The organism is Brachybacterium subflavum, assembly GCF_009299795.1.
In the GTDB taxonomy this organism is placed as follows: Bacteria; Actinomycetota; Actinomycetes; order Actinomycetales; family Dermabacteraceae; genus Brachybacterium; species Brachybacterium subflavum.
In genome coordinates this window covers 455,210-473,200 of the sequence record NZ_VIGP01000003.1, presented here as the reverse complement: position 1 = coordinate 473,200, position 17,991 = coordinate 455,210, and the positions used below count along the sequence as shown (strand labels likewise).

The following is a 17,991-nucleotide window of genomic DNA, read 5'->3' as shown; positions in this document are numbered from 1 at the left end:
AGTCGGCCCCGTCCGCCTCCATGGCCCCGGCCCCGTCGGGCCCCCAGGGCCGCCGCGGCATCGGCCGCACCGTGCGCGCCTACGTCGCGCTCACCAAGCCGCGGATCATCGAGCTGCTGCTGATCACGACGATCCCCACCATGTTCCTCGCGGCGGGGGGCTTCCCGCACCCGCTGCTGATCCTCGCGACGATGATCGGCGGCTACCTCGCCGCCGGCGGCGCGAACACGCTGAACATGTACCTGGACCGCGACATCGACGCGAAGATGAAGCGGACGAAGAACCGTCCGATCGTCACCGGCGAGGTCTCCCCGCGGGCCGCCGTCGTGTTCGGCGTGGTGCTGTCGATCGTCTCCGCCCTCTGGCTGGGCCTGCTCGTGAACTGGGCCTCCGCCGTGCTCGCGATCGCCGCGATCCTCCTGTACGTCCTCTTCTACACGATGTTCCTCAAGCGCCGGACCTCGCAGAACATCGTGTGGGGCGGGATCGCGGGCTGCATGCCGGTCCTGATCGGCTGGTCGGCCGTCACCGGCACCGTCTCCTGGACGGCGTTCCTGCTGTTCCTCGTCATCTTCTTCTGGACCCCGCCGCACTACTGGCCGCTCGCCGAGAAGTTCACCAAGGACTACGAGACCGCGGGCGTGCCCATGCTCCCCGTGGTCAGCTCCCGCACGAACGTCGCCCACCAGATGGTGCTGCACAGCGTGCTCATGGTCGCCTCGAGCCTCGCGATCATCCCGCTGGGGCACACCGGCTGGGTCTACGCGGTCGCCGCCGTGGCCTCGGGCGCGTGGTTCCTCTTCCTCGTCATCCGCTACGCGGTGCGCACGCACAAGGGGCTGACGGGCAAGAAGCTCGGCCCGATGGTCGTCTTCCACGGCTCGATCACCTACCTGACGCTGCTGTTCGTGGCGCTCGCGATCGACCCGTTCGTCCGCTTCTGAGGAACGTGCCCGTGGTCGCCGCCGACGCCGACCCCGCCGAGGTGCGCACGGGCGACGCCCGCGATCTCGAGCAGTACCTGAGCCATCTGCGCGTCGAGCGCGGCCTGGCGGGGAACACGCTGGCCGCCTACCGGCGCGACCTCACCCGCTACCTGCGCCACCTCGCCCGCGAGGACCGCGCGCTGCACGCGATGACCCCGGAGGACGTCTCGGCCTGGCTGCGGACGGTCCGCTCGGGGGCCGACGGGGGATCGGCGCTCGCGGCCTCGAGCGCCGCCCGGGCGCTGGCCGCGGTCCGCGGCCTGCACGCCTTCCTCGACGCCGAGCGCACCTCGAGCACCGGCGACCCGACACGGCTGCTGCCCGCCCCGAGCCGACCGCGCACCCTGCCGCACCCGATCACGATCGACGAGGCCGCGCGGCTCGTCGAGGCCGCGGGCCGGCCCGGCACCGGCGCGCTGTCCGCCGAGCGCGCCCTGCGGGACCGGGCCCTGCTCGAGGTGCTCTACGGGCTCGGCGCACGGATCTCCGAGGCGATCGGGCTGGACGTGGACGACGTCGATCCGCTGGAGCGCGCCGCGGTGCTGCGGGGCAAGGGCGACAAGCACCGCGCGGTGCCCGTCGGACGCTTCGCCCTCGAGGCGCTGGAGGCGTATCTCACCCGGGCGCGGCCCTCTCTCGCCTCCCGGGGACGGGGCACTCCGGCGATCTTCCTGGGGTCGCGCGGCACGCGGCTGACCCGGCAGGCGGCGTGGCAGATCGTGCAGCGCGCCGCCGCCGACGCGGACCTCGAGGGCGCGATCGGCCCGCACACCCTGCGCCACTCCTTCGCGACCCATCTCCTGCACGGCGGCGCCGACGTCCGCGCGGTCCAGGAGCTGCTGGGGCACGCCTCGGTCACCACCACCCAGCTACACCCAGGTGACCGTCGACTCCCTGCGCGAGGCCCACGCGGCCGCCCATCCGCGCTCCCGCGACCGCGGCTGAGCCGGGGCCGAACGCCCGCGGCGGCGGCGCCGCGGGCTCCGCGGGCGGGACCGGCGGGCCCGAGGAACCCATGGGGCTTAGACTTGCGGGGCGATCCGCGGCCCCGCCACGTGCGGCGGAGCCGCCCCGCGTCCGCCGCGCGCACCGCGGCGGGACCCGAGCAGCGGGTCCCGATCGGCAGGATCGGCGCAGCAGCGCAGCAGTACGACGCCCGGACGAGCAGACGACAGGAACACCACGTGAGCGACTCCTCCAAGTTGACCCTGGACATCGACCTGGGACCCACGGGTCTCCCGCGGCCCGATTTCCCCGAGCCCCCGGCGCTGGAGAGCCACGGCCCCGCGCGCGTGATCTCGATGGTCAACCAGAAGGGCGGCGTCGGGAAGACCACGAGCGTCATCAACCTCGGTGCGGCGCTCGCGGAGATGGGCCGCAAGGTGCTCCTCGTGGACCTCGACCCGCAGGGCGCGCTCTCCGCCGGCACCGGCGTGAACCCCTACGAGCTCGACATCACCGTCTACAACCTGCTCATGGACCGCAGCCACGACGTCCACGACGTCATCCAGTCCACGAGCACCGACGACCTCGACGTGCTCCCGGCGAACATCGACCTCTCCGCGGCCGAGGTCCAGCTGGTCAACGAGGTCGCGCGCGAGATGGCGCTCGCCCGGGTGCTGCGTCCGGTGATGGACGAGTACGACGTCATCATCATCGACTGCCAGCCCTCGCTGGGCCTGCTCACCGTCAACGCGCTCGCGGCCAGCCACGGCGTGATCATCCCCCTCGAGGCCGAGTACTTCGCCCTGCGCGGCGTCGCCCTTCTCGTGGAGACCATCGAGAAGGTGCAGGACCGCATCAACCCCCGCCTCGACATCGACGGCATCCTCATCACGATGTTCGATCCGCGCACCCTGCACGCCCGCGAGGTCAGCCAGAGGGTCGTCGAGGCCTTCCCTGACCGGGTCTTCCGCACCACCATCAATCGCACGGTGAAGTTCCCCGACGCCTCCGTGGCGGCGGAGCCGATCACCTCCTTCGCCTCCTCCACCAAGGGCGCGGAGTCCTACCGGCAGCTCGCGCGGGAGCTCGTCGCGCGCGGCTGCGCCGCCTGATGGCCGAGCGCCGCCGGAGCGCCTTCACCCCACCGCGCAGCGTCCGTCTGCGCGACAGCGACGGACGCCCGGTGCCCGCCCCCGAGTCCGCCCCGGCCGCCGGCGAGCGCCTGCAGAAGGTCCTCGCCCGCGCGGGATTCGGCTCCCGGCGCGCCTGCGAGGCGATCATCGCCCAGGGCCGCGTGAGCGTCGACGGCGAGACCGTGCTCGAGCAGGGCGTGCGCATCGACCCGGTCCACCAGGTCGTGCACGTGGACGGCCGCCGCCTCCAGCTCGACGGGGGCAAGCGCACCGTCGCCCTGAACAAGCCACGGCACGTGGTCAGCGCCATGTCCGATCCGGAGGGCCGCCGCGACCTCACCGAGTTCGCGGAGCGCTTCCCGGAGCGGCTCTACCACGTGGGCCGCCTCGACTTCGAGACCGAGGGCCTGCTCCTGCTCACCAACGACGGCGAGCTCGCCCACCGCCTCACCCACCCGAGCTTCGACGTCGAGAAGACGTACGTGTGCCGCTTCCCGCTCACCGGTGCCTTCCCGCGCGGCCTGCTCAAGGCGCTGCGCGAGGGCGTCGAGCTCGAGGACGGCCCCGCCCGCGCCGACCGTGCGCGACTCGTCGCCCACGACGGCCGCGAGGCGGTCGTCGAGGTCACGCTCCACGAGGGCCGCAACCGCATCGTGCGCCGCATGTTCGCCTCCCAGGGCCATGAGCTCACGGCGCTCGTGCGCACCCGGATCGGCCCGATCCTGCTCGCGGACCTCGCACCCGGCCAGACCCGGGAGCTCGACGCCAAGGAGCTCGGCACGCTGATGGCGGAGGTCGGCCTGTGAGCGAGGGCGCCGCCGCTCACGACGCGCCCCTGCTGCCGAGCCCGGTCCTCGTCATCGGCACCGGCCTGATCGGCGGATCCCTCGGACTCGCCCTGGGCGCCTCCGGCGTCGAGGTCCACGTGCAGGACGTCTCCCCGGGCACCACCTCGCTCGCGGTCGAGCTCGGCGTCGGACGCGTCCGGCGTGCGGACGACGGCGACCCCGCGCTCGTCGTCGTGGCCGCCCCGCCCGACGTCGCCGCCGCCCTCGTCGCCCGGGCGCTCGACGCCTACCCCGAGGCCCTCGTCGTCGACGTCGCGAGCGTCAAGCGCGTGGTCCTCGAGGACCTGCGCGCTCGCGCCGCGGCCGGGGAGCTCACCGCCGACGACCTCTCCCGCTACCTCGGCACCCACCCCATGGCCGGGCGCGAGGTCTCCGGCGTGATCGCCGCCCGCGCCGACCTGTTCCTGGGCCGCCCCTTCGTGATCTGCCCGCACGAGGGCACGCGCCGCGGCGCGGTCGCCCGGCTTCGCCAGATCGCGACCGAGCTCGGATCCCTGCCCGTGGTGATGGAGGCGGCCCGCCACGACGAGGCCGTCGCCCGCGTCTCCCATGCCCCGCAGGTGCTCGCGAGCCTGCTCGCGACCGGGCTGCTCGACGCCGAGGAGCAGGCGCTCGAGCTCTCCGGCCAGGGTCTGCGCGACACCACGCGCATCGCCGCCTCGGACCCGCGGCTGTGGGTCGAGATCCTGGGCGCGAACGCCCGCGCCCTGCTCCCGGTGCTCGGCGACATGCAGGAGCGGCTCGCGGGCGTCGCCGACGCCCTGTCCACCATGCAGGGCGATCCGGACCCGTCCGTCGGCTCGCGCCGCGAGCTCGCGCGCCTCATCGCCGAGGGCAACCGCGGGGTCGCCCGCATCCCCGGTAAGCACGGCAGCGGCACCGACGCCTTCGCGACGGTCTCGGTGATGGTGCCCGACAGCCCCGGCGAGCTCGCGCGCCTGCTCACCGAGACCGGTCAGATCGGCGTCAACCTCGAGGACCTCCATCTCGAGCACTCGCTCGGCCAGCGGGTGGGCGTCGCCCACATCGCGGTGATCCCGAGCCATGAGGATCTGCTCACGAGGGAGCTCTCCCGGCGCGGATGGGGCGTGCTCGAGGGCTGAGCGCCCGTATCCTGATCGGATGGAGTCCTCCGCAGCCCTGCCCGCATCCGAGCACGCCGTCACGTCGGACGCCGCGGCCGCCGGCGCGCCCCGCGGCGTGACCGTCGCGATCGACGGCCCCGCGGGCTCGGGGAAGTCGACCGTGGCACGCCGCGTCGCCGAGGTCACCGGCGGCGGTTTCCTCGACACCGGCGCGATGTACCGGGCGGTGACCTGGCAGTGCCTCCGCGGCGGCATCGACCTCGAGGACCGCGAGGCGGTCGCGCATGTCGCCGAGACCCTCGACCTGGACCTCGGGACCGACCCCGGCGGGGCCACCGTCGCGGTCGGCGGCCAGGACGTGACCGCCGAGATCCGCACCCAGGGCATCAGCAGCCAGGTCTCCGCGATCGCCACGAACACGGCCGTGCGCCCGATCCTCCAGCGCCGCCAGCGCGAGATGCTGCGGGAGACCGCCGATCGCCGCGGCCTGTGCGCCGCCGAGGGCCGCGACGTCACCACCGTCGTCGCGCCCGACGCCGACGTGCGCGTCCTGCTCACCGCGAGCGACGAGGCCCGCATGGCCCGCCGCGCCGCCGAGCTCGGCCTCGACGACTCCGAGGAGAGCCGCGAGCGCATGCGCGACCAGGTGCTGCGCCGCGACCGCGACGACTCCGCGGTTTCCGAGTTCCTGACCGCCGCCGAGGGCGTCACCCCGATCGACACCACCGACCTCACGATCGAGCAGGTCATCGAGCGCGTCCTGGCCCTCGTGGACGAGGCCCGCGCGCGCCACGAGCAGGAGGCCGACGCGCAGGACGATCCCGAGGTGCACTGGACGGGCGGCCCGGACCTCGCCGCCGCCCCCGGGGACGAGCCCACCGACGAGGAGATCGCCGAGGCCTGGCGCGCCGGGCTCGAGGACTACGCGCTGGACGACGAGGACCTCGCCCTCCTGACCGAGGGGGAGGAGGCGCCCGTCGGCCGCGCGGCGAAGAACCTGCCGGTCCTGGCCGTGGTCGGCCGCCCGAACGTCGGCAAGTCGACCCTCGTCAACCGCATCCTCGGCCGCCGCGAGGCCGTCGTCGAGGACGTCCCGGGCGTGACCCGCGACCGCGTCTTCTACGCGGCCGAGTGGGCGGGCACCGACTTCTGGCTCGTGGACACCGGCGGCTGGGAGGACAGGGTCCAGGGCATCGCCTACCGGGTCGCCGAGCAGGCCGAGGTCGCGATGGAGCTCGCCGACGCCGTCCTCTTCGTGGTCGACGCGACCGTCGGCATCACCACCACGGACGAGCAGCTGCTCAAGGTGCTGCGCCGCTCGGACCGCCCCGTGATCCTGGCGGCGAACAAGGTCGACGACGAGCGCGGCGAGCTCGAGGCCGCGGCCCTGTGGAACCTGGGCCTGGGGGAGCCGCATCCGGTCTCCGCGATCCACGGCCGCGGCTCGGGCGACCTGCTCGACGCCGTCCTCGCGGCGCTCCCGGAGGAGGGCCGCGGCGCGGCCCCCGACGACGGCCCCCGCCGCGTCGCGCTGCTGGGCCGCCCGAACGTCGGCAAGTCCTCCCTGCTCAATCGCCTGGCAGGGGAGAATCGCGTGGTGGTCGACGATCTCGCGGGCACCACCCGCGACCCGGTCGACGAGAAGATCGAGCTGGGCGGACAGGTCTGGACCTTCGTGGACACGGCGGGCATCCGCCGCCGCGTGCTGCAGTCCCAGGGCGCAGACTTCTACGCCTCCCTGCGCACCCGCTCGGCGCTCGACCGGGCGGAGGTCGCCGTGGTGCTGCTCGAGGCCTCCGAGCCGATCTCCACCCAGGACCTCAAGATCATCGACATGGTGCTCGAGTCCGGGCGCGCCCTCGTGCTCGCCTTCAACAAGTGGGACCTCATCGACGAGGACCGGCGCCGCCAGCTCGAGTGGGAGATCGAGAAGGACCTCGCGCACGTCGCGTGGGCGCCGCGGGTGAACATCTCGGCCCTCACCGGACGCCACGCGGAGAAGCTCGTGCCGGCCCTGCGCACCGCCCTGGACTCGTGGGACACGCGCATCCCCACCGCGCGCCTGAACGCCTTCCTGGGCACCCTCGTCGCCGCGCATCCGCACCCGCTGCGCGGCGGCAAGCAGTCGCGCATCCTCTTCGCGACGCAGGCCCGCACCCGGCCGCCGCGGATCGTCATCTTCGCGACCGGATTCCTCGAGCACGGCTACCGGCGCTTCATCGAGCGCCGCCTGCGCGAGGACTTCGGGTTCACGGGCTCCCCGATCGAGATCGGCGTGCGCATCCGCGAGAAGCGCTTCCGCTGACCCGAGCGGGCGCCCCGCGGCCCGAGCCGGTCCCGTCACGCCACGTTCCCGTTCCGACCGCCGCCCCCGACCCGCGTCCCGTCCCGTCCCGAGGAGCAGACCATGAGCCAGTCCTGGCAGCAGGTGCCTCCGCCCCAGCCCCCGGGCCAGGGCGCTCCGGGCCCCACGCCCCCGGTGCAGTACCCGGAGCGGCAGTCCCTGCAGACGCAGGCGATCGTGCAGATCGTGATCGGTGCCGTGTGCGGGGCGCTGATCCCGTCGATCCTCGGCATCATCGCGCTCGTGAAGCTCGACGAGCCCACCACGGCGCGCGCCCTCGTGAAGTGGGGGTGGATCTCGCTGATCATCATCGCCGCGCTGATCGTCGTCATCGTCGCAGCGAGCGTCGTCCTGCCGCTCGTGATCACCTTCATCGCCGTCGGCGCGTCCGCGGGGGGCTGAGCGCACCGATGGCCACCCCCGAGTTCGTCCACGCGCTGCGCGAGCACATCGGCCACGCGTCGCTGTGGATGTCCGGCGTCACCGCGATCGTGCTGGACGCCGAGCGCCGCCGCACCCTCGTGGTCCAGCGCGCCGACACGGGAGCCTGGACCCCGGTCACGGGGATCATCGACCCCGGCGAGCAGCCCGCCCGCGCGGCGGTCCGCGAGGTCGCCGAGGAGGCCGCGCTCACGGTGCGCCCGCTGCGCCTGATCGAGGTGCGCACCCTGCCCGAGATCACCTACCCCAACGGCGATCGCGCCCAGTACCTCGACCTGTGCTTCGTCCTCGAGCACGTCGACGGGGATCCCCGTCCGGCGGACGGCGAGAACACCGAGGCGCGCTGGGCGGACCTCGACGACCTCCCGCCGATGCCCGGCCGGTTCCGCGAGCAGATCGCACTCGCCCTCGAGGACCGTCCCGAGGCGGTGTTCCGGGCATGAGCGGCTTCTCCCGTTCCGCGTGTCCCGGCGACGTGCTCGCCCTCGCCCTCGCCCTCACGCAGAGCGCCGGCGACGAGGCCCGCGTGCGGCTGCTGCTGGATCAGCGCACGCTGGCCGACCGCGTGCCGGACGCCGCGGAGCGCCTGGCCGCCTTCGGCGACGGCGTGCTGGTCGAGGTGCGGGTGGGCGAGCGCCTCGCGCTGCCGGGCGTCTGGGTCGAGCGCAGCGTGCTCGACCTGCGGCCGACGGGGGAGCGCGAGCCGGTGCGCGAGGAGGACCTGCGGCTGCCCGCCGCCGTGGTCGGCGGCACCGGGCAGACCTCCCTGGCCTGGGGCGAGACCCGCTGGCCGCTGCCCCTGGACGCGACCGTCGCGATCCCGTCCTCGTGCAGGCCCGGGCCCCACTCCCTCCCGGAGCTGCGCCGCCTCGCCCTGCACGCGGCCGGTCGCCGCGCCGAGATCGCGCTGACGCTCTGGCAGGACCCCGGCTTCGACGTGCCCTGGCGCGACGTGCGCCTGGTCCCGCACGCCTCCTGGTGGTTCGAGATCGCGCAGGTCCCGCCCGGCACCCGCTACGCCGACGCCGCCGCGGGGCAGGGCGTCGAGGCCGCGCGCCTGCTCGCCGCCGCCCGCGACTGACCGCCGGACACGCCAGTGCCCGGCCTCCGCGGCCTGCGGCGCCGCGCCGGTAGGCTGGCTCACAGCCACGCGCCGCCCGCGGGAGGACCACGCGCCCCGCGGCTGCCGCCCCTCGATGCGGAGGAGCCTTCCCCATGGTCACCCCGGGACCCACCCGCCCCGACAGACGCACCTTCCTCAGGATCACCGCCGGCGCCGCCGTCGTCCTGCCGCTCGCCGCCTGCTCCTCGGACGCGGGGGCGGACACCGTGAGGATCGCCTACCAGCAGTTCGGCTCGGGCACGAACCTCAAGGACTGGCTGAGCGCGAGCGCGAAGACGTTCACCGCCGCCCATCCCGGCTTCAGCGTCGAGCTGGTGCCGATCGTCGCGGCGGAGAACGACTACTTCACGAAGAACGAGCTGCTCATGTCCTCGCCGCGGACCTCGGCCGACGTCGTCTACGAGGACTCCTTCATCATGCTCTCCGACGTCGGCGCCGGATACCTGCGGCCGCTCGATGCGCACATCGGGACCTGGGACCACTGGGACGACGTCGTGAAGGCGTCCCGCGAGGCCTTCACCGCGGAGGACGGGCACGTCTACGGCGCCCCGCAGACCACCGACACCCGCGCCCTCTTCTATCATCGCGACGTCTTCGAGGAGGCCGGGCTGTCCAGCACCTGGGAGCCGACCTCCTGGGACGACATCCTCGAGGCCGCACGCGCGATCAAGGACTCCGATTCCGAGGCCGCGCCGCTGTTCATCTTCAGCGGGAAGGCGCAGGGCGAGAAGGCCTCGATGCAGGGCTTCGAGATGCTGCTCTACGGGACGACCTCCCGTCTCTACGACGAGGACACGAAGAAGTGGGTCCTGGGCTCGCAGGGCTTCGTGGACGCGCTCTCCCTGCTGCGCACCATGTTCGAGGAGGAGCTGACCCTCCCGGTCTCCCAGCACCTGGACCCGAACATCAGCGAGAGCATCTACTCCACGATGATCCCCGAGGGGAAGCTCGGCATCCTGCTGGACGGCTCGTGGATCACCCGGAACTGGGCCGAGGGGTCGCCGGGGGAGTGGCCGGAGTGGACCGAGAAGGTCGGCCTGGCGAAGATGCCCACGAAGGACGGCCAGGACCCGGGCACTCTCACCCTCGCCGGAGGCTGGGGCCTCACGATTCCCCAGCACTGCCGGGACGAGGACGCCGCCTGGGCGTTCATCGAGGCGGCGACGTCGACGGAGAACTCGCTGGCCTTCGCGATCGCGGACAACCACATCACCGTCCGCAAGGACGTCGCCGCGAAGAAGGACTACCAGGAGTACGCGCCCAGCGTCGAGTTCTTCACCGACCTCCTCGCGACCGCCTACTACCGGCCGGCCCTGCCCGCCTACCCCGAGGTCTCGGCCGCGATCCAGGAGGCCATGGAGGCGGTGATGTCCGACGCCACGGATCCGAAGGAGGCCGCGGCCGACTACGACGCCGCGGTCACGGACATCGTCGGCGCCGAGAACGTGCAGGAGGAGTCCCGATGAGCACCCTCGCCCCCGAGCGCCCCGCGACCAGGTCCGTGCGGCCGCGCCGTCGGCGCCCCGCCGGCATCGGCGACCGCCTCACCCTGCGGCGCGCGGCGCCCATGATCCCCGCCGCCGTGCTCCTGGTGCTGTTCATGGCCGGCCCCATCCTCTACTCGCTCTATCTCGCCTTCACCGACAAGGCGATCCGCGGGGACGGCGCCTCGAAGACCTCCTTCGTGGGCGTCTCGAACTTCACCGACGCCCTCACCGACGGCGACTTCTGGAACTCGGTCGTGCTCACGATCCTGTTCACGCTCATCTCCGCCGTGATCGGGCAGAACCTGCTGGGACTGCTGCTCGCGCTGCTCATGGAGCGGGCGAACCGGGTGATCAGCTTCGCGATCACGTCCATCGTGATCGCCGCCTGGATCCTGCCCGAGGTGGTCGCCGGGTACCTGCTCTACACCTTCTTCGCCGAGGGCGGCAGCCTCGACGGCATCCTCGGCCTGGTGGGCATCCCGCCGCAGACCCTGCTGTTCAGCGCGCCGATCGTGGCGGTGAGCTTCGCGAACGTCTGGCGCGGCACCGCCTTCTCGATGCTCGTGTACTCGGCGGCGCTCGGCGCGATCCCCGGCGACGTCCAGGAGTCGGCCGCGATGGACGGGGCCGGGCCGATGCGCCGCTTCACCTCGATCACGCTTCCGCTGCTGCGCCCGGCGCTCGCCACGAACCTCATGCTCATCACCCTGCAGACCCTCTCCGTCTTCGGGCTGATCTTCATCATGACCGGCGGCGGGCCCGACCGGAAGAGCCAGACCCTGCCGCTGTACATGTACGAGCAGGCGTTCTCCTACGGCCAGCTCGGCTACGGCACGGCGGTCGCCCTGCTCCTGCTCCTGATCGGAGCGGCCGCCTCCCTCGTCTACCTCCGCCTGCTCCCCGAGGAGGAGAAGCGATGACCTCCACCGCAGCGGCCCAGGCCGCCTCCGCATCCGCCGCTCCGTCCGGGACGTCCGGCCCCGGCTCCGCGACCGCGCGCCCCCGCCGCGGCCACAAGGGCGGCAAGGGGCCGCGCGAGCGCACCGCCGAGCTCGCCTCGAGCCTCGCGATGATCGTCATCGGCGTGGCGTTCCTGATCCCGCTGCTGTGGGTCGTGCTGGCCTCCTTCAACGAGAGCGCCACGCTCTCGGTCAGCTGGCCCGAGAAGTGGAGCCTGGGCAACTTCCGGGCGATCTGGAACACCGAGACCACGTTCCGCCCGCTCGGGAACTCGCTGCTGCTGTGCGGCGGGGCGACGATCGTGACCATGGTCGCCGCGGTCCTGTGCGCCTACCCGTTCTCCCGGTACCGCTTCGCGGCCAAGCGTCCGCTGCTGCTGACCGTGATCTTCGCGACCGGACTGCCGATCACCGCGATCATGATCCCCGTCTACTCGCTGTTCGTGCAGGTCAACCTCATCGACTCGATGTTCGGGGCGATCCTCTTCCTGGGCGCCTCGTCCCTCCCGTACGCCATCTTCCTCACCAAGGGGTTCATGGACTCGGTCCCCGTGGAGATCGAGGAGTCGGCGTGGACGGAGGGTGCGGGCGTGCTCCGCACCCTGTGGTCCGTGGTGCTGCCGCTCATGCGCTCGGGGCTCTCCGTGGCGACGATCTTCACCTTCGTCGGCATGTGGGGCAACTTCTTCGTCCCCTTCATGCTGCTGCTGAGCCCCGACCACCTGCCGGCGGCGGTCACCCTGTACACGTTCTCCTCGCAGTACGGGCAGGTGGCCTACGGCCAGCTCGCGGCCTTCTCGATCTTCTACTCCCTGCCCGTGGTCGCCCTGTACCTGATCATGGGCCGGAGCCTGGGCACGGGCTTCGCGGCCGCCGGCGGCGTCAAGGGGTGATCGGCCGGCGGGCCGTGCGCCGCGTCGCGGGCAGCAGCGCCCGCGGCCTGCGGTGCCCGTTCAGCCATCGCCCGATCCAGGTGCTGCGCACCATCAGGTCGTAGGCGAGCAGGAGGATCCCGGTGGTGAGGAGCAGGTTCAGCGCGACCTTCACGAGCGGGGGCAGCGGCAGCTCCGCCATCGCCAGGCCCAGGGCGACGACGAGCGGCAGGTGCAGCAGGTAGATCCAGTACGAGGCGTCGGCGAGATAGCGGACCGCGAAGATCTCGCGGTCCATGGCGCGTGCGGCGAGTCCGAGGAGCCCGCGCACCCATGTCCACCCGGCCAGCGGGACGAGCACGAGGGTGAGGACGGGGGACTCGGGGGTCCCCGACCCGCCCACCAGGAGCGGCGCCGTGAGCAGGCCGGCGAGGGCGAGGCAGAGGGGCCACCCCCGTGCCATCCGCCCCAGGGCGCGGGTCTCGACCTGGAGGAACCAGCCGACCAGGAATGCGCCTCCGTAGGCGAGCGACGCCCCCGGCACCGGGATCAGCGTGGTGGGCTCCTGGATGCCGCCGATGTTCGTCCCCTGGGCGACGAGGCCCGCCGCGTAGGGGAGCGCGGCCAGCAGCAGTCCCGCAGGGCTCGAGAGCACGCGGCCGATCGCGCGGGCGGCGCGGCCCGCGCGATCGGCCCCGAGGAGCCTCACGAGCAGCGCCCGGACGAGGACGACCACGAGGATGATCTCGACCAGCAGCAGCAGGAACCACAGCTGGCCCGGCGTGAGCAGGTCCAGCAGCCCCGGTCCGCCCTCGTCGGCGCCGCCCTGCGCTCCGCCCGTGTCCTCGGCCCCGCCCTGCACGGCCCCGGGCAGCGGGCGGCCCAGCGCAGCGCTGCCCGCGACGATGACCACGGGCAGCGAGAGCACCGCGAGGGGCCAGAAGGCGATCAGCGGGGCCCCGATGCGCAGCAGGCGGTCGCGCACGTACGACCCGGTCCCGCGGCGCATGAGCACCATGCGGCCGAAGTAGCCGGCCAGCATCATGAACAGGATCATCCGGAACAGATGGATCACGACCATCACGGGAAGCGCCCACGATGCGGTCCGGGTGTCCTGGAAGAGCCAGGCGGCGCCGGGGACGAACCCGAGCACGGTGTGCAGCACGACCCCCAGCAGCAGGGCGCCGGCGCGGAGGGCGTCCAGATGGTGCAGACGCGCGGACGGTGCCCTGCGTGCGGTCTCGGTCGCCGGCGAGGGGGACGTGGACGGATGCGCGGAGGAGGCCATGACCACGACGCTAGGCAGGGACGGGGAGGGGCGGATCCCCTCACCGGCGTCCGCCCCCTCCGCCGATCGGGGGATGGCGCGACGCTGGCGCCCGGTGCATGCGCGGGGGAGACTGGGGCGCATGCCTGTGGCGATTCCGCGTCCGTCGGCGGTCGCGCGCCCGACGGGGCTCGCGGCCCCGTTGCCGATCCCCGTCCGCGGAACAGACGGCGAGGGGTCGATCCCGACCGGTCCTCTCGGGCGGCTGCTGACCGTGTGGCTGCCGCCCGTGCTCGCCGCGGTCTCCTGGATCGTGGGTCTGCTCGCCTCCGACGTCCTCGGGTTCCGGCACCTGATCCTCTGGGCCCTCGTGCCCGCTCTCGCCACGCTGCTCCTGCGCGTCGGACTCACGCGCAGGGCGCGCGTGCAGGGGGCGGGGGAGTCGGGTCTCGTCGCCCTGTTCGCCGTCCACCAGGCTCTTCTCGTGCTCGCGGTCGCCCTGAACCCTCTCGCCTGCATCTATGCCTTCGTCGGCTACCTCGACGCGCCCCGCTTCCTGGCCGGCCGGGCGATCCCGGTCTCGGTCGGGGTGACGGCGCTGATCTGTGCCTTCGGCCAGACGGGCGGGACGGCGGGAGTGGCCGCTGCGCCTGCGCTGTTCGTGATGCTCGTGCTGGTCAACGTCCTGCTCAGCCTGGGCATGATGCACCTGGACAACGAGCGCGAGCGGGAGATGCTCGCGCGCGAGGCGGCCGCCCGGGAACTCACCGAGGCGTATCGGGAGAACTCAGAACTGCACGAGGAGCTGGTGCGCCGCGCCCGTGAGCGCGGCGTGGCCGAGGAGCGCACGCGCCTGGCACGGGAGATCCACGACACGGTGGCCCAGGGCCTGGTCGGTGTGATCCGTCAGCTCGAGGCCGTGCCGCAGGAGGGCCTGGACGATTCCGCGCGTCGGCGGATGCGGACGGCGGAGGAGGCGGCGCGGGAGAGCCTCGTGGACGCGCGCCGTGCGGTGGAGGCCCTGGCCCCGCAGCAGCTGGAGGGCGAGGACCCCCTGGAGGGCCTCGCGGAGCTCGTGGCCCGCTGGTCGCGGACCCACCGGATCGTCGCGACCTTCGACGCCGATGCGGCGCCGAGCCCCCTTCCTCATCCCCACGCCGTGGTGCGCGTGACGCAGGAGGCGATGGCGAACGCGGCTCGCCATTCCCGGGCGGGCGCGATCGAGATCGTGCTCGCGGGGGAGCCCGACGCGCTGGTGCTGCGGATCCGCGACGACGGCCGCGGCTTCGACCCGGAGGAGGCCGCAGCCCGCGGCCGCGGACACGGGATCACGGGCATGCGCTCGCGGATCCGGGAGATCGGCGGGGCTCTCGTCGTGGACTCGGCGCCCGGCGAGGGAACCCTCCTGACAGCCAGGATCCCGCGGTGAGCGCCGCTGCGCGTCCCGCGGTGGGCCCCGCTGTGCGGGTGCTCGTGGTCGACGACCACCCGGTGGTCCGCGACGGACTGGTCGCGATGCTCGGCGCCGATCCCGGGATCGACGTGATCGGCGCGGCGCAGGACGGCGCCGGGGCGCTCGCCCTGATCGCCCGCGAGGAGCCCGAGGTCGTGCTCATGGACCTGCGCATGCCGGGCATGGGCGGTGTCGAGGCCATCCGCGAGCAGCGTCGGCGCGGGGGAGCGCAGCCGCGGCTGCTCGTCCTCACCACCTATGACACGGACCGCGACATCCTGGGTGCGCTCGAGGCGGGGGCCGACGGCTACCTGCTCAAGGATGCTCGGAGCGATGACCTCATCCGGGCGGTCCACGACCTCGCCGCCGGGCGGCCCGTGCTCGTCCCGGCGGCGCTCTCGGTCCTCACCGCGCAGCGCGGGGCGCGCGGGCAGCGCCCCGCACTGAGCGCCCGCGAGGCGGAGGTGCTGCGCCTGGTGGCCGAGGGGTGCACCAACCGGGCGGTGGCGCGGCGCCTGCGCATCGGCGAGGCGACGGTCAAGACGCACCTCGCGCACGTGTACGAGAAGCTCGGCGTCGGGGACAGGGCCTCGGCCGTGCGGACGGCGTGGGAGCAGGGGCTCGTCTAGCTCCGACGAGCCCCTGCTCCCGGCGTCGTCGCCTTGCGGTCGTCTCAGCGTGAGGCGACAAGGACGCCGCCCACGAGGGAGGCCTCCGCGGCGGCGCTCCCCGAGCTGCCGGACGAGGAGGTCGAGGAGCTGTTCTGCGTCCCGCTCGCGCTGCCGCCGTCGGATCCTCCGCCGTCGGACGCGCCGCCGGGAGGCATGCCGTCCTGACCGCCGCCGTCGGACGGAGGCGCACCCCCGCCGTCGGACGGAGGCGTGCCTCCCTGTCCGCCGCCCGCTCCGAAGGCATCGGTGGACTGCCCGGGCTCGGTGCTCGGGTCGATCGCGACGGACAGCGTCACCGTGAAGCCGCTGTCGGCGTCGCCGTCGACGTCGGCGAGCTGCAGCTCCCCGCCGTCGTCCCCGAAGACGTTGTCGGAGTCCAGGGTGACCTGCGCGAGGTTCTCGGCCGAGCCGTCGTACTCGTCGAGCGCGTAGACGGTCTCGCAGACGTCCTGGGGGAGGGCGACCTGCGAGGTGGCCAGCAGGTTGTCGGTGCTGGTGATGGAGTCCGCGTCGGGGTAGACCTCGAAGTGGATGTGGGGCCAGCGACCGGTGTAGCAGGCGGGGAAGATGCTCGTGAAGGTCACCTGCCCCTTCTCGTCGGCCACCTGGACGCCGCGCAGGTAGTTCTCGTCCTCGAGGCCCTCGGAGTACAGCGAGTACTCCCCGGCGGCGTCGCAGTGCCACACGTAGACGGCGACGCCCTCGTAGGGCTCGTTGTCCGCCTCGAGGTTCGTGAGGGTGAGCGTGAGCGTCATCGGGACGCCGTCGGCCCTCGCGCTCGCGTCGCCGAAGCTCGAGGTGATGTCCGAGCGCACGATCCCGGACTCGGTGAGCACGTTCGCGCCGTTGGTGCCGTCGGCCGGATAGGGGCCGTTGGTCTCCTCGGGGATCTCGCCGTCGCTCGTGCCCGAGCCGCCCCCGTCCGAGGCGGAGGACGAGGCAGCGTCGTCGGAGGCGTCGGACGTGCAGGCCGCGAGGCCCACGGCCGCGGCCCCGACCCCGAGGCCAGCGAGGGTCCGACGGCGTGAGAGCAGCGTGGCGAGGTCGAAGCCCAGGCCCTGGTCGGCCAGCGGCTCCTCGGGGTGGGAGAGGTCGCGTCCCTGGTAGCTCACGCGGCCGTCGCCGGCCACCTCCACGCGGGAGTCCTCGGCGTGCGAGGGATGGCGGCGGGCCTCGTCCGGCTGCGGGTTCTGCTCCGGCTGCGGCTGCGGGGTCTGCGGGCTGTGCGTGGTCATCGCAGGTCCTTCGGTCGTTCTTCTGGGGCGAGAACGATCCTGCGGGGCGAGCCCGTGCCGGAGGCAGGTCCCGCCTGTGCCGACGCTGTGCGACGCGGGCCGTGCGCCCGGGGCCGCATGCCCGGTGCCGAGCGCCCGGGGAGGGACGTCAGCGGAAGATGACCGTGCGCATCCCGTCGAGCAGCACGCGTGACTGCGCGAACCAGGTGACCGCCCGCCGCAGCGCGAGGCACTCCTGGTCCTGGCCGATCTCCCGCAGCTGCGCGACCGAGTGCGAGTGCTCCACGCGCGTCACGTTCTGCTCGATGATCGGGCCCTCGTCGAGGTCCGAGGTGACGAAGTGGGCGGTCGAGCCGATGAGCTTCACGCCGCGCTCGTGCGCCTGTCGATAGGGGTTCGCGCCCTTGAAGCCGGGGAGGAACGAGTGGTGGATGTTGATGCAGCGACCGGCGAGGGCCTCGCACAGCTCGGGGGAGAGGATCTGCATGTACCGGGCGAGGACCACGAGCTCGATGTCGTGCGCGTCGACCGCCTCGAGCACGGCGCTCTCGAAGGCCTCCTTCTGCTCGGGCCCCGCGACGGGCAGGGAGCGGAAGGGGACCCCGTGGAATTGGACGAGATCCCGCAGGGTGTCGTGGTTCGCCATCACGAGCGGCACCTCGATCGGCAGGTGCCCGGAGCGCTGGTGGAACAGCAGGTCGCTCACGCAGTGCGCGGCCTTCGAGGCGAGGATCAGGGTGCGTCGGGGCCTGCCCGCGACATCGAGGGAAGCCTCGAGCCCGAAGCGCTCGATCACCGGGGCGAGCGCGCCCTCGAGCGCGTCGCGCCCCGTGTCCGAGGCGATCTGCAGGCGCATGAAGAAGCGCCCCGTGTCGGGGGAGGCGAACTGCTGGGACTCGGTGATGTTCCCGCGCGCGGCGACGACGGCGCCGCTGACGGCGTGCACGATCCCGGGCCGGTCCTCGCACGCGAGGGTGAGCACCCAGGTGGTCGGCGCGGTGCTCGGCTCCGCGGGGGTCTGGGAAGCGGTCGTGGGGCCGACGGGTGCGGCGGGCTTCTCGGCGGGGGACTCGGGCATGGGAGGAGTCTAGGGAAGAGCGGGGCCGCCCCGGTGGCTCGGACCGCGGGATGGGCTGGTCGAG

16 protein-coding genes and 1 pseudogene are annotated in these 17,991 nt (G+C 73.2%); 14 read left to right on the top strand and 3 right to left on the bottom strand.

All coding sequences use genetic code 11. The annotated features are described in order from the left end of the window. Positions 1-20 precede the first annotated feature (20 nt). The 12 genes and pseudogenes from FHG10_RS09245 (at position 21) to FHG10_RS09190 (ending at position 12,244) form a co-directional block, all read left to right on the top strand. On the top strand, positions 21-944 hold the full coding sequence (locus FHG10_RS09245) for a heme o synthase (protein WP_152353214.1): 924 nt from the start codon (positions 21-23) through the stop codon (positions 942-944). Between the two features lie 5 nt (positions 945-949). Then, positions 950-1,798, top strand: a pseudogene (locus tag FHG10_RS09240) (tyrosine-type recombinase/integrase); the annotation flags it as partial. A gap of 372 nt (positions 1,799-2,170) precedes the next feature. Beyond that, complete coding sequence (locus tag FHG10_RS09235; protein ID WP_152353016.1) at positions 2,171-3,043, top strand: ParA family protein; 873 nt, start codon at positions 2,171-2,173, stop codon at positions 3,041-3,043. Continuing rightward, positions 3,043-3,870 (top strand): pseudouridine synthase, encoded by an 828-nt coding sequence (locus FHG10_RS09230; RefSeq protein WP_152353015.1) that lies wholly within the window; start codon positions 3,043-3,045, stop codon positions 3,868-3,870. The genes FHG10_RS09235 and FHG10_RS09230 overlap by 1 nt, the downstream gene beginning before the upstream one ends. Further along, the gene (locus FHG10_RS09225; protein WP_152353014.1) at positions 3,867-5,015 is read left to right on the top strand and encodes a prephenate dehydrogenase; all 1,149 of its coding nucleotides are present in this window, start codon (positions 3,867-3,869) and stop codon (positions 5,013-5,015) included. Before FHG10_RS09230 ends, FHG10_RS09225 begins: the two co-directional genes overlap by 4 nt. Before the next feature lie 19 nt (positions 5,016-5,034). After that, a complete protein-coding gene (der, locus tag FHG10_RS09220) occupies positions 5,035-7,302 on the top strand; it encodes a bifunctional cytidylate kinase/GTPase Der (protein WP_152353013.1) in 2,268 nt (755 codons plus the stop codon). Positions 7,303-7,404: 102 nt separating this feature from the next. Beyond that, the gene (locus tag FHG10_RS09215; protein ID WP_152353012.1) at positions 7,405-7,743 is read left to right on the top strand and encodes a hypothetical protein; all 339 of its coding nucleotides are present in this window, start codon (positions 7,405-7,407) and stop codon (positions 7,741-7,743) included. 8 nt (positions 7,744-7,751) lie between these two features. Further along, on the top strand, positions 7,752-8,225 hold the full coding sequence (locus FHG10_RS09210; RefSeq protein WP_152353011.1) for an NUDIX hydrolase: 474 nt from the start codon (positions 7,752-7,754) through the stop codon (positions 8,223-8,225). Beyond that, positions 8,222-8,863 (top strand): hypothetical protein, encoded by a 642-nt coding sequence (locus FHG10_RS09205; RefSeq protein ID WP_152353010.1) that lies wholly within the window; start codon positions 8,222-8,224, stop codon positions 8,861-8,863. The genes FHG10_RS09210 and FHG10_RS09205 overlap by 4 nt, the downstream gene beginning before the upstream one ends. 134 nt (positions 8,864-8,997) lie before the next feature. Beyond that, complete coding sequence (locus FHG10_RS09200; protein ID WP_152353009.1) at positions 8,998-10,371, top strand: extracellular solute-binding protein; 1,374 nt, start codon at positions 8,998-9,000, stop codon at positions 10,369-10,371. Then, complete coding sequence (locus tag FHG10_RS09195; RefSeq protein WP_152353008.1) at positions 10,368-11,312, top strand: carbohydrate ABC transporter permease; 945 nt, start codon at positions 10,368-10,370, stop codon at positions 11,310-11,312. The genes FHG10_RS09200 and FHG10_RS09195 overlap by 4 nt, the downstream gene beginning before the upstream one ends. After that, complete coding sequence (locus tag FHG10_RS09190) at positions 11,309-12,244, top strand: carbohydrate ABC transporter permease (protein WP_152353007.1); 936 nt, start codon at positions 11,309-11,311, stop codon at positions 12,242-12,244. Before FHG10_RS09195 ends, FHG10_RS09190 begins: the two co-directional genes overlap by 4 nt. Here FHG10_RS09190 and FHG10_RS09185 read toward each other — a convergent pair. Further along, complete coding sequence (locus tag FHG10_RS09185; protein WP_227488147.1) at positions 12,234-13,511, bottom strand: acyltransferase family protein; 1,278 nt, start codon at positions 13,509-13,511, stop codon at positions 12,234-12,236. The genes FHG10_RS09190 and FHG10_RS09185 overlap by 11 nt on opposite strands. Before the next feature lie 121 nt (positions 13,512-13,632). On the opposite strand from FHG10_RS09185, the gene FHG10_RS09180 reads away from it, so the two are divergent. Both FHG10_RS09180 and FHG10_RS09175 read left to right on the top strand, forming a co-directional pair. Beyond that, positions 13,633-14,919 carry a sensor histidine kinase gene (locus FHG10_RS09180; protein WP_193636248.1) on the top strand — a complete coding sequence of 429 codons (1,287 nt, stop codon included), beginning with the start codon at positions 13,633-13,635 and terminating at the stop codon, positions 14,917-14,919. Further along, the gene (locus tag FHG10_RS09175) at positions 14,916-15,572 is read left to right on the top strand and encodes a response regulator (protein ID WP_227488146.1); all 657 of its coding nucleotides are present in this window, start codon (positions 14,916-14,918) and stop codon (positions 15,570-15,572) included. The genes FHG10_RS09180 and FHG10_RS09175 overlap by 4 nt, the downstream gene beginning before the upstream one ends. Positions 15,573-15,616: 44 nt before the next feature. Here FHG10_RS09175 and FHG10_RS09170 read toward each other — a convergent pair whose 3' ends face one another. Both FHG10_RS09170 and purU read right to left on the bottom strand, forming a co-directional pair. After that, entirely contained in the window at positions 15,617-16,849 is a 1,233-nt protein-coding gene (locus tag FHG10_RS09170) for a dioxygenase family protein (RefSeq protein ID WP_152353005.1), read from the bottom strand. A gap of 148 nt (positions 16,850-16,997) precedes the next feature. Beyond that, the gene (purU, locus tag FHG10_RS09165; RefSeq protein ID WP_152353004.1) at positions 16,998-17,927 is read right to left on the bottom strand and encodes a formyltetrahydrofolate deformylase; all 930 of its coding nucleotides are present in this window, start codon (positions 17,925-17,927) and stop codon (positions 16,998-17,000) included. Positions 17,928-17,991 lie beyond the last annotated feature (64 nt).